The organism is Pseudomonas sp. zfem004, assembly GCF_032621715.1.
Classification (GTDB): Bacteria; Pseudomonadota; Gammaproteobacteria; order Pseudomonadales; family Pseudomonadaceae; genus Aquipseudomonas; species Aquipseudomonas sichuanensis.
Genome location: NZ_JAVYJF010000004.1, coordinates 260,679 through 276,670, shown reverse-complemented (window position 1 = coordinate 276,670; position 15,992 = coordinate 260,679). Strand labels below are relative to the sequence as shown.

The window sequence follows — 15,992 nt, the reverse complement described above, 5'->3', positions numbered from 1 at the left end:
CCTCTTCGCGGGTAAACCCGCTCCCACAGGATTAGCTATGCCTTGAAGGCAGCGGTGAACCTGTGGGAGCGGGTTTACCCGCGAAGAGGCCGGTACAGGTTCAAGCAATCCCTCAGACCAGCTCCATCCGCTTGAGCTCACTCTTCAGGTACGCATAGTAAATCGGCCCCGCCACCACCCCCGGCAGCCCGAACGCGGCCTCGAACACCAGCATCGCCAGCAACAGCTCCCAGGCCTTGGCACTGATCTGCCCGCCGACGATCCGCGCGTTGAGGAAGTACTCGACCTTGTGGATCACGATCAGGTAGCCCAGCGCCGCCGCCGCCACCCAGATCGACAGCGACATCCCGACGATGGTGATCAGGGTGTTGGACATCAGGTTGCCGATCACCGGCAGCAGGCCGAGCAGGAAGGTCAGCACGATCAGCGTCTTGGTCAGCGGCAGGTGCACGCCGAACAGCGGCAGCACCACGGCCAGGAAGATGCCGGTGAACGCGGTGTTGAGCAGCGAGATCTTGATCTGCGCGAAAACAATGTTGCGAAACGCCTGCACCAGCAGGCTCAGGCGCTCGAACAAGGCCGCGGCCAGGGGCTTGCGCCGGGAAATGTCGGGGATGCGCTGCAAGGCGACGATGGCGCCGAGGATCATGCCGATCAGCAGCGTCACGAACATGTGCGCCATGCCCTTGCCCACCAGCTGCAGGTCGCTCAGGTGGCTCTTGATCCAGTCGCCGATGGCCACCTTGAACTCGGCGGCGCTGGCCGGCAGGTAGGCTTCGATGAACGGCGGCAACTGGCCACGGGCACGCTCGACCAGGGCCATGAACTTGTCCAGCGAGGCGCCGGGGTTCTCGGCTTCGTGCAACAGGAAGCTGAAGGCACCGGCGAACAGCAGGGTCAGGGTGCTCACCACTAGCGTGCCCAGCAGGGCGACCGCCAGCCAGCGGGCGCGCTGCCCGGCGATCAGCGGCTGCAGGCGCGGGGTGAGCATGTTGACCAGCTCGAACACCAACAGCCCGGCCAGCAGGCTGGGGAGCAACTTCAGGGGCAATGCCAGCAACAGGCCGGCGATGACGATGACCAGGCTGGCAAGGGAGATCTGGCGGGGGGTGAAGGTCATACAGCCTCGACGGCAGACAGCGGAAAGTCCCGCAGTCTGCCAGCCTTCAAAGCACAGGCATAGGCGCAGGTCATTTCTTCTTCAGGCAGTCGCTCATGTACGCCTTGCGCTCGTCGCCCTTGAGCGCCTTGGTGGTGGCGTCGGCGTTGCAGGTCTTCATCTTGTCCTGCTGGGTCTGCGGCACATCCTTCTTCAGGCAGGTGCTCATGAACGCCTTGCGCTCATCGCCCTTGAGCGCCTTGGCGGTGGCGTCGGCGTTGCAGGTCTTCATCTTTTCCTGTTGCGCGGTGGCGGCGAATCCTTGCCCTGCGATCAACATGCCCAACACCAGCAGTGGCACATGCAGCAGCTTCATGGAGTGGTCTCCTTGGCGGCGCGCCGGATGCGCGCCTGTCGAGCAGAGTGTAGACAACAAATCTTACATCTCTGCCCGGGCCTGCCGCCGGTACTGCTCCGGCGTGCAGCCGGCCTGGCGCTGGAACATGGCGATGAACGCCGAGCCGCTGCTGTAGCCGAGGTCGAAGGCGATGGCCTGGATCGGCGTGCCGGCCTCCAGCGCCTCGATGGCCCGCAGAAAGCGCAGGCGCAGGCGCCACTCGCCGAAGCTCATGCCCAGCTCGCGCAGAAAGTGCCGGGCCAGGGTGCGCTCGCTGACATGCACCTGCGCGGCCCAGTCGGCCAGTGGGCGGTTGTCGCCGGGTTCGGCCTGCAGGCCGGCGAGCACCTGGCCCAGGCTGTCGCTGTGGGCGAACGGCAGGTAGCAGGTTTGCCGCGGCGCCTGGTGCAGTTGGTCGAGCAACACCTGGACCAGGCGCTGGTCGCAGGCGTCCTGGGCCACCTTGAGGTCGCGCCGGGCGAAGTCGCCGAGGATCGCCTTGAGGATGTCGCTGACCACCAGGCTGCAGGGCTGGGCCGGCAGTTCGGCGCACAGGCTGCGGTCCAGGTACACCGAGCGGTAGACGATGGCCTGGGGGTTGTAGCAGCCGTGCTCGGTGCCCGGCGGCACCCACACGGCGTAGTTCGGCGGCGAGATGAAGCGCTGGCCTTCGACATCCAGGTGCATGACGCCGTGGGAGGCGTAGTTGAGCTGGCCCCAGGGGTGGCGATGGGGCGCGCTCTGGCTGCCGGCGCCGAATTCGTCGTAGCGGAAGTAGACCGGGGCGGGGAGCTGGTCGAATTGCGGGATGTCGAGGTACTGGCGGGGCATGTTGGCTGCTTCGCGGGGCGGGTTGTCTGGATGGGAGTATAGACTTTCGAACAGACAATCGATAATGCCAGGCATCACACTCTCCCCGTGGGAGCGGGCTTGCCCCACGATTGCGTCACCTGCCCCGGTATTGTCACCCAGGCGGCCGCCATCGCGGGGCAAGCCCGCTCCCACAGGTGTTCACCGTTATCCGAGATGCCTCATGAACTACCTCTTCCCCCTCACCGCCATCCTCATCTGGGCCGGCAACACCGTGGTCACCAAGCTGTCCGCCGGGGCCATCTACCCGGCCGAGATCGGCTTCTACCGCTGGCTGCTGGCCGGCCTGCTGTTCACCCCCTTCCTGCTGCCCCAGGTATGGCGCAACCGCGCAGCGATCCGCCCGCACCTGGCCAAGGTCTTCGTCCTGGGCGTGCTGGGCATGGCCATCTACCAGAGCCTGGCCTACTTCGCCGCCGGCATCACCAGCGCCACCAACATGGGCATCATCCTGTCGCTGATGCCGCTGATGTCGCTGGCGCTGTCCATCGCCTGGCTGGGCCAGCGCCTGAGCTACGGCGCCTTGCTCGGCGCGCTGGTGTCGTTCTTCGGCGTGCTCGAGGTGGTCTCGGCCGGCCAACCTTCGGCGCTGCTGCACCAGGGCCTGAACAGCGGCGACCTGATGATGCTGGTGGCCACCTTCGCCTATGCGCTGTACAGCTTTCTGCTGAAGAAATGGCAACTGCGCCTGCCGCCGATGCAACTGCTGTACCTGCAGATCCTGGTGGCGATCCTGGTGCTGCTGCCACTGTTCCTGCTGTCGCCCAAGACCGGGCTGAACGGCCAAAACATCGGCCTGGTGGTGTATGCCTGCGTGCTGGCCTCGATGGTCGCGCCACGGGTATGGATGCAGGCGGTGCACCGGCTGGGGCCGAGCCGGACCACGCTGTTCTTCAACTTGCTGCCGGTGGTGACGGCGGTGATTGCCGCGCTGGTACTGGATGAGCAGTTGGCCAGCTATCACTTGGTTGGCGGGTTGCTGACCCTGGTGGGGGTGCTGCTGGCCGAGCGTTGGACTACGCCGGTGCGTCGTGCCTCATAGAACTGCACATGACTTGTTGATTGAGTGAGTACCTGTGGGAGCGGGTTCACCCGCGAACACCGGCGCAGCCGGTGCCATCCACCGCGTCGTCTGTTTCGCGGCTAAAGCCGCTCCCACAGGGTACGCGCTGGCCGCTGGATCACAACCCCGCCGCCTTGAGCCGAGCGGCATGCTCGGTAAACAGCCGCACCGGCTCGGCGCCCTTGCCCACCGCGCCGAGCGACTGGTTGACGATGTCCAGGTGATCGAGCGGATAGTCATCACCGATCACCTGGCCCAGGTGCGAACTGAAGCGCCCAACCATGCCATCGCACTGGCCTTTCTCCCTTACGAAGCTGCGGGCGAACAGGCGGCAGAAGCGGTTGCTGCCATCGAAGCGATTGCGCCCCTGGTCGGTGCGCCCGGGCTGCAGGGTGCCGGACCAGGAGTAGTAGCGCACGCCGTTCACCTCACCCGGCCCTTCCCCGCCCCAGACCTCGGGCAGCCCCTGTGGATAAGCCTGGTTGAACAGCGCCACCCCGGCGCAGGTCAGTGACTGATGCGAGGCATGCACGTCGATCGGCAGCGGATCCCGGCGCCAGCCGGTCTCCAGCCACACCAGCAACACCGCCAGGCCGTGCAGCACAGCCTTGAGGATACGCCCCTGGGGTGAGTCGCCCGGTGCCGTGCGCTCCAGGTGGTCGGCCAGCTCCGAGCCATGGTTGGGCCCGGCCACCGAGGTCACCGAGGCTACCCGGTCGGGGCGTTTCGCCGCCGCATAGCGGGCACTCAGCGCGCCCTGGCTGTGGCCGATCAGGTTGACCTTTTCGGCCCCCGTGCGCTGGCAGATGTCTTCGATGATGGCCAGCAGCTGTTCGCCGCGCACCTCGCTGCCATGCAGGGGTGAGACCTGCACCGGGAACACCTGCGCGCCGCCCCGGCGCAAGGCCGGGACAATGCCGAACCAGTAGGGATAGAGCAGCAAGCGCACAAACCCGAGCATGCCCGGCACCAGCACCAGTGGATAGCGTGTAGCCAACGCCTGCGTCATTGCCCCAGCCCCTCTCCATGGACGACCGGCCCACACTACAGCGCCGTTTGCGCCCTGCGCAATCGAACTCCTGGCGCGCCGCGCGGTTCCAAGCAAAACAGACCCTCGAGCAAGGAGCGGGACCATGTACAAGCAGACCCTGGCCATTCTTCTGGCAAGCGCCACCCTCGCCGCCTGCAGCAGCCGCCCGGAAAACCCGGTGGACTACGTGACCTACCGCGACCAGCCGCTGGTCAAGCAGGTGGAAAACGGCATGACCATGCAGAAGGTCATCGCCATCGGTGGCAACCCGTCGAATGTCATCGACCTGCCCCATGGCGGCACCTGCAACGACTACATCCTCAACCGCGACGGCCACCAGCAGGCCTACTACGTACGCTTTGACGCCACCGGGCATGTCGATGCCAAGGGCTTCAAGACGTGCAAGCAACGCCAGCAAGACAGCGACGCCGCCCACGGCGCATGACCACCCTGATGTTTTCGGAGATGAACATGAGCGTTGAACTGACCGATGTGAAGACCCTGCGCGAACGTGCGCGCAAGCACGCTGAAAACGGCGCGGTGACCGAGGGTTACCAGGCCGACCGCGAGAAGATCCTGCGCCTGCTCAACGAGTCGCTGGCCACCGAGCTTGTGTGCGTGCTGCGCTACAAGCGCCACTACTTCATGGCCAGCGGCATCAAGGCCAGTGTTGCGGCAGCGGAATTCCTCGAGCATGCCACCCAGGAAGCCGAGCACGCCGACAAGCTGGCCGAGCGCATCGAGCAGCTGGGCGGCGAGCCGGACTTCAACCCGGACAACCTGAGCAAGCATTCACATGCCCAGTACGTGGAGGGCAAGAACCTGAAGGAAATGGTGCTGGAAGACCTGGTGGCCGAGCGCATCGCCATCGACAGCTATCGCGAGATCATCCAGTTCATCGGCGACAGCGACCCGACCACACGGCGGATCTTCGAGGACATCCTGGCGCAGGAAGAGGAGCACGCGGACGATATGTCGGATCTGTTGCAGGGGTTGTAAACACAATACCTACGTGGGAGCGGGCTTGCCCCGCGATGGCCTTGAAACCATCGCGGGGCAAGTCGGGGCGCCGAACCGCCGCTCCCACGCACTTCAACGACCTTTGTTCACCGCAGCCGGCGCCTTGCCGGCTTTCATCTGCTGCAACAGCGGCGTGCACTGGTTCGGCGCATCGCCACTGCTCGGCGCGATCAGCGCCAGCAGCCCCGCCGCCGGCCCCACCACCACACCCAAGGCCACCATCCCCGCGCCACGCAGCGCCAGCGGCACCGCCTGCACGCCGGCATTCGGCTTGGCGAACGGCCCGCGCACATACAACGGCGAGCGCAGCGAGAACAGCCGCACGCCCTTGGATTCCGGGGTGATCTTCAGGTCCAGCTGCTCGCTGGCGAAGTTGGCCGTGCCGTTGATGTAGATGATCGCGTTCTCGGTATCGAAGACGAACAGGCGGGTCGTGGCCAGGCCATCCTTGATGCCCACATCGGCGGCCGCGCAGTTGATCTTCACGTCCTCGTCGCCGAACAGCTTGCCGACCACGTAATTGCCGACATTGAGCCCGGCGATTTCCATGAGGCTGCGGCTGATCGCGCCATCGTTGATCAGCAGGCGCAGGTCACCGTTCGAGGTGCCGAGCAAGGCCGCCACCGAGTTGCCGCGCCCGCGCAGGTCGGCATCGCCATTGAGTTCACCGAAGCTGGTCTGCATCGGCGCAAAGCTTGGGAACAGCTGCTTGAGCTTGAACCCGCGGGCAGTGAGCTTGGCCCGCCCTTGCAACGGTGTGCTGCGCCCGTCCAGGCTGATATTGGAATCGAGGTTGCCGCCGGCCACGCCGAAGCGCAGCGGCTCCAGGCGCAACAGGCCATCGTCGAGGATCACATGGGCGGCCAGGTCGTTGAACGGCAACTGCTCGCTGTGGACGATGCGCTTGCCGGCGAACGTGACATCGGCATCCATGGCCCGCCAGCGCTCGGTGCGGAACTCTTCTACCGGCAACACCTTGCCCGCCGGCTGTTTGCTGGCGCCGCCACGGGCTTTCTGCTGGCTGTTGGAGTCGGCGCCGATCAGCGGTGCAAGGTCCTTGAACAGCAACTGGTTCGACACCAGGTTGCCTGTCAGTTTCGGCCGGGGCTGGCTGGCGACGAACGCCAGGTCGCCATGGATATCGCTGGCGCCGATCTTGCCGTTGAAGCCCTCGTAGCGGAACTGCGCCCCCTCGGCAGCATGCAGGTTGGCGTTGAGGTGGCCGTCGGTTTCATAAGCCGGGGTGTCCGGCAAGGTCACGCCGGTGAGCGGGTAGAGGTTGCCCAGGCTGCTGCCAGACAGCTTCAGGCGCAGGTCGAGGGCGCCCAGGTTGCGCGGGTCGGTCAGGGTACCGCTCAGTGCCACCTGGGTGTCGCCGATGCGGGCGTCGGCCTGCAGCGGGAACGGCTGGCTGGCATCCTGCAGCGCCAGCAGGCCGCCGATCTTGCCGGTGGCCGCCACTGCCTGGCCCTTGTAGCGGCCCTGGGCCTTGAGGCCGAAGGCGTAGGCCTGGGCGTTGCCGGCTTTCTCGGCGCGGGCCTTGCCGACGATGTCGCTGAACGGGATCGGCTTGCCCAGCGGGTCGATCTGCACCTTCAGGCTGGTCTTGAGGGTCTGGTCGTCGAAGCTGACATTGCCCTGGTCGAAGCCGATGGCGCCGATGTCCAACACCCATTTCGACGGGGGCTCATTCTCGTCCTTGGGCCCGAAGTCGAAGGTCCAGTTGGCGCGGCCGTCGGCCAGCCGGGTGAGGCTGGCGCTGGGCTTGACCAGGTCGATGCGCGGGATGCTGATGCGCTGGACGATCAACGGCAGTGGCGCCAGGCGGAACTCGACCCGCTCGAGGCCGACCATGCGCGGCTCCTTGAGCCAGTCCGGATTGCCCAGCGTGAGGTCTTCGGCGGTGAAATGCGGCCAGGGCACGAAGGCGCGCCAGCCGCCTTCTTCCGGTGCGGTGCGCCAGTGCACGGCGAGGTTGCCGTTGATCGCGAAGGGCCGATGCAGGGCCTCGGACACCTTCTCGTTGAGCAGTGGCTTTACGCGGTTCCAGTCGAAGGTGGCAATAACCACTACCAGGATCGCCAGCAGCGTGGCCAGGGTGGCGAAGGTCCAGACAAGGATTCTGGCGGGGCGCGTCATTGCGGGGTTCTCCTGGCTGCAGGGCATGAGGCGGGCATAACGATGGCACTTAACATGTCGGACTGACGAAAACCCGCAGGGTTTAGTCCGGGTTGCCATGATAACGAAGTTTTCCTGGCACTTTTCTGCGCTATTGGTCTGCCACGCGCCAGGGTGTTACTGCGAAATCGGCAGCGCACACTGCCGCCATCATCGCCACAACCCTTGATTCAGAGCTGTCGCACCTGAGTATCAATAGCGTCGATTGTTACCATTACCCTGATGAACTTCTCTCTGGCGTTACGCGGCGTAGCATTGCCTCCGTAGCCACTTTTCAGCCCCCGAGAGGAGCACCGAATCATGAAACGCCATCTGCTGCTGAGCCTGACCCTGTCCGTACTTGCCGCCAACGCTTTCGCCCTGCCCGCTGAAGACCAGCACCTGAGCGCCGAATCGCGCTCCAGCGCAGCCACTGTTGCCCAGCCGCTGAACACCCTGGCTGAAGGTGGCGCCGAACGCCTGCAGGAACGTGCCGGTCGCGTCGCTGAAGGTGGCTCGGACCGCCTGATCGAACGCAACAACCGTGTCGCCGAAGGTGGCTCGGATCGTCTGATCGAACGCAACAACCGCGTCGCCGAAGGTGGCTCGGATCGTCTGATCGAACGCAACAACCGCGTCGCCGAAGGTGGCTCGGACCGTCTGCTCGAACGCAACAACCGCGTCGCCGAAGGTGGCTCGGACCGTCTGCTCGAACGCAACAACCGCGTCGCCGAAGGTGGCTCGGATCGTCTGATCGAACGCAACAACCGCGTCGCCGAAGGTGGCTCGGATCGCCTGGTCGAACTCAGCCGTGTGAGCTGATCGCCATGACCGAAAACTACAAACCGCCCCGCTGTATCTGCTCCCCTCCTAGCCCGGTCCATTGACCGGGCTTTGTTTTTTTATCCAGAATGGCCGGCCTCACAGCCACAGAATCCCGCCCCATGCTGCCGCGTGCCGAACAGAAGCTACAGACCCGCCAGGCCCTGCTGGACGCCGCCTGCCAGCTCATGGAGAGCGGCCGTGGCTTTGGCAGCATCAGCCTGCGCGAAGTGGCCAAGGCTGCCGGCATCGTGCCCACTGGCTTCTACCGTCACTTCCCCGACATGGACACCCTGGGCCTGGCCCTGGTCGCCGAGATCGACACCACCTTCCGCCAGACCATCCGCCTGGTGCGGCACAACGAATTCGAGCTGGGTGGCATCACCGACGCCTCGGTGCGCATCTTCCTCGATGTGGTCACCGCCCACCGCGCCCAGTTCCTGTTCCTGGCCCGCGAACAGTACGGCGGCTCGCAAGCCGTACGCCAGGCCATCGCCCGCCTGCGCCAGGACATCAGCAACGACCTGGCCACCGACCTTGCGCGCATGCCGCGCTGGCAGCACCTGGACAGCGCCGCCCTGGCGGTGATGGCCGACCTGGTGGTCAAGACCGTGTTCGCCACCCTGCCGGAACTGATCGACAGCCCGGAGCCGGGCAACCCTCAGGCGATGACGGCGCAGGAGAAGATCACCCAGCAGTTGCGCTTCATATTCGTGGGTGCGCGGCATTGGCAGGGGTTGGGGAACCCGGGCTGAACTGATTTCGCCTTCACGACCTTATCGCGGGGCAAGCCCGCTCCCACGCAGTACAACGTGGGAGCGGGCTTGCCCCGCGATAGGGCCGGCACAAGCAACCCTGAACCCCGTCTGCTACCATGGCGCCCTGCCCGACCGTCCATGAGCGCCAGCATGTCCGACCCCCGCCTAGCTTTGACCCGTTTCCAACAGCACTTCGCCGAACGCATCGTGCCGCTGTGGCAAGGCCCGGGCTGGAACGCCGAGATGGCGCTGCCCTATGAAGCCCTGGACGCCCAACACCGCCCGCTGCCGGTACAGCGCTACCGCGCCATGGCCTGCGCGCGCCAGCTGTACCTGTTCAGCAGCCGTATCGAACAACCGGGCGCGGCCGAACGCGCGGCGGCGCTGTTCCGCTCGCTGCAAAAACACTTTCATGACGCCGAGCACGGCGGCTGGTTCTACAGCATCGACGCCCAAGGCAAGCCGCTGGATCGGCGCAAGGACCTCTATACCCACGCCTTCATCGTGTTTGCCTGCGCACATTACTGGGGCAAGGTGGGTGAAGGCCTGGTAGAGGCCACCCTCAATGCGGCACTTGAAGTGGTGGCCGAGCAGTTCGCCCGTGACGATGGCCTGTACGAGGCCAGCCTGGGTGAAGACTGGTCGGACCTGGGCAGCGGCCCGTTGCAGAACCCACAGATGCACCTGGCCGAAGCTTTCCTGCAGGTGTTGGCGGTACGTGAGGATGAAGCGGTACGCCAGGCGTTGCTGCAACTGTGCGATGCCCTGCAGGCGCAATTCGTCGAAGCGCAACACGGCCTGATGCTGGAGAAACCGCGCGGGGCTGTGGATAACTGGTTCGAGCCTGGCCATCAGTTCGAATGGTTCTACCTGCTCGACAGTTCGCCGCTGCTGCGCGGCACGCCGCTGCATGCCTCCATCAGCCGGGCGTTCGGCTACGCCGAACAGTGCGGGGTGAAGGATTCGGCGGTGCTGGCGATGCTGGATGTGGACGGCAAGGTGCTCGACTCCACCCAGCGGATCTGGGCCCAGGCGGAGTATCTGCGGGCGCTGGTACTGCGCTCGGCCAGCGCTGAAAAATTGCTTGGGCAGTTGCAGGCCCTGCAAGGGCAGTTCCTGCATGACGGCGGCTGGCATGAGTGCCGGGATGGCAATGGCGCGGTCAGCCGGCATGACATGCCTTCGACTACGCCTTATCACTTGGCGACCTGCCTGGAAGGTTTGCAGCGCCTGGACTGACGCAATCGCGGGGCAAGCCCGCTCCCACAGTCTGTGAGTGCCGGCTTGCCCCGCGAATGGGCCGCAAGGCGGCCCCTATCAATTGGCTCAGCCCTTGGCCGAGCGGTCGATCGAGAAACCTGCCCAGTCCTGGCTCACCGGCATCAGCTCGAGGCTGTTGATGTTGATGTGCGCCGGCTGGTTGAGGATCCAGAAGATAGTCTCGGCGATGTCCTGCGGCTGGATCGGCTCGGCACCGGCATAGGTGGCGTCGTACTTGGCCTGGTCACCGCCGAAGCGCACCAGCGAGAACTCGCTCTCGCACAGGCCTGGCTCGATATTGCTCACCCGCACCCCGGTACCGCGCAGGTCGCAGCGCAGGCTCAGCGAGAACTGGCCGACGAATGCCTTGGTGCCGCCGTACACGTTGGCGCCTGGGTACGGGTAGTTGCCCGCCACCGAGCCGACGTTGAGGATCGACGCGCCACGGCCGTGGGCGATCAGGCGTGGCAGCAGCAGGCGGGTGGTGTACATCAGGCCCTTGATGTTGGTGTCGACCATGGTTTCCCAGTCGTCCAGGCTGCAGTTCTGCGCAGCATCGACACCCAGCGCCAAGCCGGCGTTGTTGACCAGGCCCTGCAGTTTGTCGAAGGCCGGCGGCAGGCTGGCGATGGCCGCCTCCATGGCTTTGCGGTCACGCACATCGACCACCAGGGTATGCACTTCGGTCTTGGCCGACAGCTCGGCGCGCAGGGCATCCAGGCGCTCCTGGCGACGGCCGGTGAGGACCAGCTTCCAGCCGGCCTCGGCGAAACGGCGGGCGGTGGCCTCACCGAAACCGGAAGTCGCGCCAGTAATGAATACGGTGGATGTCATGCTCTTCTCCTTGGCTGTGGATTACGTGCTGCAGGCCTCGCAGCATGCCCGGCGCACGCCCTGGCGACAACCGTTTCAATGCCTGGTCAAAAAACGATCAAAGCCTTGAAGACCCCGTGCTAGATGGCCCTGAGAGAGCTATGCGCACCTTATCCACAAGCCTTTCCCCACGGATTGGGGGCAACTCGTCGGTTGCGCGGAACCTTTTGCTCGGCCGAGGTCCTGTGGAAATCTCTCAGTGATGGCGCAACGCTTTCAACCATGCCGCCTGCGGCAGTCTGTCCAAGGTTTTTGCACAGAGTTATCCACAGATATCCGCACCCTGTGGCCACGTCCTCCTGCAGGCAAAAACAGTCGTTGAATCAACCACAAAGCGTACATGATCAAAAAACGTACAGACCCTTGAAGACCTTGAAAACAAAGGCGTACAGCGAGGTGCCACCATGTTTTCCACAGGCGGTTCCACATAATCCGTGGAAAGTTTTGTACCTGTGGAAACAAGGGCTTGCGAGGGGGTTGTGGAGTGCTTCGAGAAAGATATGCGACAAGTTGTCCACATGCTGGACCGAGCATAAAAAGCATCGCGGGGCAAGCCCGCTCCCACGCTGTGAGTCTGCCAAGGCGAGTGAGCCTGCTGACTCGTGGGAGCGGGCTTGCCCCGCGATTGCCAGCTCAGTGCCCGCCCAGATAGGCGTTACGCACCTCCTCGTTGACCAGCAGCTCTTGCCCGGTACCGGTCATGCGGATCTGCCCGTTGACCATCACATAGGCGCGGTCCGAGAGCTTCAGCGCATGGTTGGCGTTCTGCTCCACCAGGAAGATGGTCATCCCGCTCTGCGCCAGCTCACGCAAGGTAGCGAAGATCTGCTTGACCACGATCGGCGCCAGCCCCAGCGACGGCTCGTCGAGCAGCAACAGCTTGGGCCGGCTCATCAATGCCCGGGCGATGGCGAGCATCTGCTGCTCGCCACCGGACATGGTCATCGCCCGCTGGTTACGCCGCTCCTTGAGCCTGGGGAACAACGAGAACATGCGCTGCATGTCCTCGTCGGCATGTTTGTCGCCGATGGGGATGGTGCCCATCATCAGGTTTTCCTCGACGGTCATGTCGGGGAACACCCGGCGCCCTTCGGGGGACTGGGCGATGCCGTTGGAGGCGATGTAGTGCGACGACTTGCGGGTGATGTCGGTGCCACGGTAGACAATCTGCCCGGAGGCCGCCCGGGGCTGGCCGAAGATCGACATCAACAAGGTCGACTTGCCCGCGCCATTGGCGCCGATCAGGCTCACCGTCTCGCCTTCGTTGATGTGCATCGAGACTTTCTTCAGGGCCTGGATCGGCCCGTAGAACACCTCGAGGTCCTTCAGTTCGAGAATGGGTGCGGTCATACCAGTTCCTCTTCGTCGGCACCCAGGTAGGCGGCGATCACCGTCGGGTTGTGGCGGATATCCTGCGGCGCGCCTTCGGCGATCACGTTGCCGTGGTCGAGCACGACGATGTGGTCGGAAATGCTCATGACCATGCCCATGTCGTGCTCGATCAGCACCACGGTGATGTCATGCTCGTCGCGCAGCACGCGGATCATGCGGCTGAGCGCCTCGGTTTCCTGCGGGTTGAGGCCGGCGGCCGGTTCGTCCAGGCAGATGATCTTGGGCCGCGTGCACATGGCCCGGGCGATCTCCAGGCGGCGCTGCTGGCCATAGGAAAGTTCGCCGGCCAGGCGGTTGGCGCAGTCGACCAGGTCGACCACCTCCAACCAGTAGAAGGCATGGTCCAGCGCCTCGCTTTCGGCCTGGCGATAGCCCTTGGTGTTGAGCACGCCGGCCAGCAGGTTGCGGTTGACCCACATGTGCTGAGCCACCAGCAGGTTCTCCACCACCGACATTTCCTTGAACAGGCGGATGTTCTGGAAAGTACGCGCCAGCCCGGCCCGGTTGACCAGGTGGGTTCCGCCGAACATCTTGTAGTACATGCGGTTGGCGAAACGCGCGGGGGACACGAAGTCGGCCGGCTGGAAACGCTCGCCCAGCAGCTGGATGACGTTGGTGCTGTTACCGCGCACGTTCAGTTCGATGCGCCCGCCGCTGGCCTTGTAGAAACCGGTCAGGCAGTTGAACACGGTGGTCTTGCCGGCACCGTTGGGGCCGATCAGGGCGAAGATCTGGTTGCGCTTCACTTTCAGGCTGACATCGCTGAGCGCCTTGATCCCACCGAACTGCATCATCAGGTTGTCGACCGACAGAATGATTTCGTCGCTCATGGCGCCACTCCTTTACGCGGGACCACACCGGTACGGCTGATGCGGATCAGCCCCCGTGGTCGCCAGATCATCATCAGCACCATCAGCACGCCGAACAGCAGCACGCGGTACTCGGAGAAGCTGCGCAGCAGCTCGGGGGCCACGGTCAGCACGAAGGCAGCAATCACCACGCCCACGGTCGAGCCCATGCCGCCCAGCACGACGATGGCGAGGATCAGCGCCGACTCGAAGAAGGTGAACGACGACGGGTTGACGAAGCCCTGGTAGGTGGCGAAGAACACGCCGGCAAGGCCTGCGGTAGAGGCACCCAGGGTGAAGGCGGAGAGCTTGACCAGCACGTGGTTCAGGCCCATCGAGCGGCAGGCGATCTCGTCTTCGCGCAGCGCTTCCCAGGCTCGGCCGACGGGCATGCGGGTCAGCCGGTGCTTGATGTACAGCACTGCCAGCACAACGATGAACAGCACCGCGTAGATGAACACGAACTTGAGGTTGGCGTTGTATTCGAAGCCGAAGAACTCGTGGATCGGCACCCCGCCGTCCTTGGCCCGGCGACCGAACTCCAGGCCGAAGATGGTCGGCGATGGCGCCGGCATGCCGTTCGGGCCGCCGGTGAACGACAGCCAGTTGTTCAGCACCAGGCGGATGATTTCACCGAAGCCCAGGGTCACGATCGCCAGGTAGTCGCCGTGCATCCGCAGCACCGGGAAGCCGAGAATGCACCCCGCCAGCGCGGCGGCGATGGCCGCCAGCGGCAGCACGCTCCAGAAGCCCAGGCCCAGGTACTGGTAGCCCAGCGCCAGGCCGTAGGCACCAATGGCATAGAACGCCACGTAACCCAGGTCGAGCAGGCCGGCCAGGCCGACCACGATGTTCAGGCCCAGGCCCAGCAGCACGTAGATCAGGCCGAGGATGACCACGGTCAGCAGGTACTTGTTGGCGAAGACGGGGAACACGATGGCGATCACGATCAGCGCCGGAATGATGTAGCGCAGGCGCGACTTGTAGTCCGGCGCCAGCACGTGCACGCCCGAACCACCGCTGTCGAAGCCCTGGAGCATGCGCAGGCCGGTTGGGCTCTGCAGGAACAGGCTGAGCACGAAGCGCCCGACCATCACCCCGCCGACCAGCCAGGCCACGCGGGACGGCTGGGCGTTGAAGCTGTAGCCGTCGAGCACCACGCCGACGACCGGACCGAACACGATAAGGGCCAGCAGGCCGGCGACGATGGTCTCCAGCAGGCTGCGTTTGAGATCGAAACCTTTGTTTGCAACAGCAGGGGCAGTATTGGCAGCGGACATGTTCACACCTTAGCCACGAGCGGGCGACCCAGCAGGCCTTGGGGACGGAAGATGAGGATCATCACCAGCAGCGAGAAGCTGAACACGTCCTTGTAGTCGGAGTTGATCAGACCGGAGAACAGCGACTCGGAGATCCCCAGGATGATCCCGCCAAGCATGGCGCCCGGGAGCGAGCCGATACCGCCCAATACGGCAGCGGTGAATGCCTTGATGCCGATGATGAAGCCGGCATAGAAGTCGAAGGTGCCGTAGTTCATGGTGATCAGCACGCCCGCCAGTGCGGCCATCACCGCGCCGATGACGAACACGTAGGAGATCACCCGGTCGGTGTTGATACCGAGGATGGAGGCCATCTTGCGGTCTTGCTGGGTGGCCCGGCACATGCGGCCGAGCTTGGTGTACTTGATCACGTAGGTGAGCAGGCCCATGCCGACGAACGCGGCGACCAGGATGAAGATCTTGGTGTAGGTCAGCTGTACGAAACCGCTGCCGACGTCGATGCGCATGGCGCCTTCGAGCAGCGTGGGTACGCCCTGCTGGCGGGCGCCCTGGCTGATCTGTGCGTAGTTCTGCAGGATCAGCGAGATGCCGATGGCACTGATCAGCGGTGCCAGGCGGGTGGAGTTGCGCAGGGGTTTGTAGGCGATGCGCTCGATGGTGAAGCCGTAGACGCCGGTAACGACGACGGTGAACAACAGCGTGCCGAGCATCAGCAAGGGGAACGACTCGATGCCGAAGTAGGCCAGCAATGCCAGGCTGATCGCCGCGAGGTACGCGGAGATCATGTACACCTCGCCGTGCGCGAAGTTGATCATGCCGATAATGCCATAGACCATTGTGTAGCCGATGGCGATCAGGCCATAGACCGACCCGAGGGTCAGGCCGTTGACCAGTTGCTGCAGGAAAATACCATCCATAACGCAATCTCACCTGATTGAGATTGCACGAGCGCCGACCACGGCAGGCCACGGATGACGTGGCCGTTGCGGCGCAGAACCGTGCAGATCTACGAATAAAGACAGCTGCTGCGGGGGCGTTGGCCCGGGCATTCAGACCCGGGCCCCACCCAAATGCCAGTCAGTTGAGCCCATTGGGGTCGCTGCGCGCCCCTTCGCGGGTAAAC

16 protein-coding genes are annotated in these 15,992 nt (G+C 64.5%); 6 read left to right on the top strand and 10 right to left on the bottom strand.

The features are described from left to right. Positions 1-112 precede the first annotated feature (112 nt). From RTH46_RS06730 to RTH46_RS06720, 3 genes are all read right to left on the bottom strand, one after another. On the bottom strand, positions 113-1,120 hold the full coding sequence (locus tag RTH46_RS06730) for an AI-2E family transporter (protein WP_125465731.1): 1,008 nt from the start codon (positions 1,118-1,120) through the stop codon (positions 113-115). A 70-nt stretch (positions 1,121-1,190) separates the two neighbouring features. Beyond that, positions 1,191-1,475: a PsiF family protein gene (locus tag RTH46_RS06725; RefSeq protein WP_153785557.1), complete on the bottom strand. Its 285-nt coding sequence runs from the start codon at positions 1,473-1,475 to the stop codon at positions 1,191-1,193. A gap of 63 nt (positions 1,476-1,538) precedes the next feature. Beyond that, entirely contained in the window at positions 1,539-2,327 is a 789-nt protein-coding gene (locus RTH46_RS06720) for a helix-turn-helix transcriptional regulator (protein WP_316905283.1), read from the bottom strand. A 202-nt stretch (positions 2,328-2,529) separates the two neighbouring features. Here RTH46_RS06720 and RTH46_RS06715 point away from each other — a divergent pair, with 202 nt between their 5' ends. After that, positions 2,530-3,408, top strand: a complete 879-nt coding sequence (locus tag RTH46_RS06715) for a DMT family transporter (RefSeq protein WP_316905282.1) — start codon at positions 2,530-2,532, stop codon at positions 3,406-3,408. A 139-nt stretch (positions 3,409-3,547) separates the two neighbouring features. Here the strand turns inward: RTH46_RS06715 and RTH46_RS06710 are convergent, their stop codons facing one another. Further along, complete coding sequence (locus RTH46_RS06710) at positions 3,548-4,438, bottom strand: esterase/lipase family protein (protein ID WP_153785560.1); 891 nt, start codon at positions 4,436-4,438, stop codon at positions 3,548-3,550. A gap of 124 nt (positions 4,439-4,562) precedes the next feature. Between RTH46_RS06710 and osmE the strand changes: the two genes are divergently transcribed. Continuing rightward, positions 4,563-4,904 (top strand): osmotically-inducible lipoprotein OsmE, encoded by a 342-nt coding sequence (gene osmE / locus RTH46_RS06705; protein ID WP_110992977.1) that lies wholly within the window; start codon positions 4,563-4,565, stop codon positions 4,902-4,904. A 26-nt stretch (positions 4,905-4,930) separates the two neighbouring features. Next, entirely contained in the window at positions 4,931-5,458 is a 528-nt protein-coding gene (locus RTH46_RS06700; protein WP_316905281.1) for a bacterioferritin, read from the top strand. A gap of 93 nt (positions 5,459-5,551) precedes the next feature. Here the strand turns inward: RTH46_RS06700 and RTH46_RS06695 are convergent, their stop codons facing one another. After that, entirely contained in the window at positions 5,552-7,618 is a 2,067-nt protein-coding gene (locus RTH46_RS06695; protein ID WP_316905280.1) for an AsmA family protein, read from the bottom strand. 339 nt (positions 7,619-7,957) lie between these two features. On the opposite strand from RTH46_RS06695, the gene RTH46_RS06690 reads away from it, so the two are divergent. From RTH46_RS06690 to RTH46_RS06680, 3 genes are all read left to right on the top strand, one after another. Next, complete coding sequence (locus RTH46_RS06690; RefSeq protein ID WP_316905279.1) at positions 7,958-8,458, top strand: phage infection protein; 501 nt, start codon at positions 7,958-7,960, stop codon at positions 8,456-8,458. Between the two features lie 122 nt (positions 8,459-8,580). Continuing rightward, positions 8,581-9,213, top strand: coding sequence for a TetR family transcriptional regulator (locus RTH46_RS06685; RefSeq protein ID WP_153789199.1), 633 nt, complete (start codon positions 8,581-8,583; stop codon positions 9,211-9,213). Between the two features lie 153 nt (positions 9,214-9,366). Beyond that, positions 9,367-10,455, top strand: coding sequence for an AGE family epimerase/isomerase (locus tag RTH46_RS06680; protein ID WP_316905278.1), 1,089 nt, complete (start codon positions 9,367-9,369; stop codon positions 10,453-10,455). Positions 10,456-10,542: 87 nt separating this feature from the next. Here RTH46_RS06680 and RTH46_RS06675 read toward each other — a convergent pair whose 3' ends face one another. The 5 genes from RTH46_RS06675 to RTH46_RS06655 all read right to left on the bottom strand — a co-directional run bounded on the left by RTH46_RS06675 (position 10,543) and on the right by RTH46_RS06655 (position 15,786). Beyond that, positions 10,543-11,310 carry an SDR family oxidoreductase gene (locus RTH46_RS06675; RefSeq protein WP_110992983.1) on the bottom strand — a complete coding sequence of 256 codons (768 nt, stop codon included), beginning with the start codon at positions 11,308-11,310 and terminating at the stop codon, positions 10,543-10,545. 672 nt (positions 11,311-11,982) lie between these two features. Beyond that, the gene (locus RTH46_RS06670; protein ID WP_110992984.1) at positions 11,983-12,699 is read right to left on the bottom strand and encodes an ABC transporter ATP-binding protein; all 717 of its coding nucleotides are present in this window, start codon (positions 12,697-12,699) and stop codon (positions 11,983-11,985) included. Continuing rightward, a complete protein-coding gene (locus tag RTH46_RS06665; RefSeq protein WP_153789201.1) occupies positions 12,696-13,571 on the bottom strand; it encodes an ABC transporter ATP-binding protein in 876 nt (291 codons plus the stop codon). The genes RTH46_RS06670 and RTH46_RS06665 overlap by 4 nt, the downstream gene beginning before the upstream one ends. After that, positions 13,568-14,869, bottom strand: a complete 1,302-nt coding sequence (livM, locus tag RTH46_RS06660) for a high-affinity branched-chain amino acid ABC transporter permease LivM (RefSeq protein ID WP_316905277.1) — start codon at positions 14,867-14,869, stop codon at positions 13,568-13,570. Before livM ends, RTH46_RS06665 begins: the two co-directional genes overlap by 4 nt. Positions 14,870-14,871: 2 nt before the next feature. Then, on the bottom strand, positions 14,872-15,786 hold the full coding sequence (locus RTH46_RS06655) for an ABC transporter permease subunit (RefSeq protein ID WP_110992987.1): 915 nt from the start codon (positions 15,784-15,786) through the stop codon (positions 14,872-14,874). Positions 15,787-15,992: the final 206 nt, after the last annotated feature.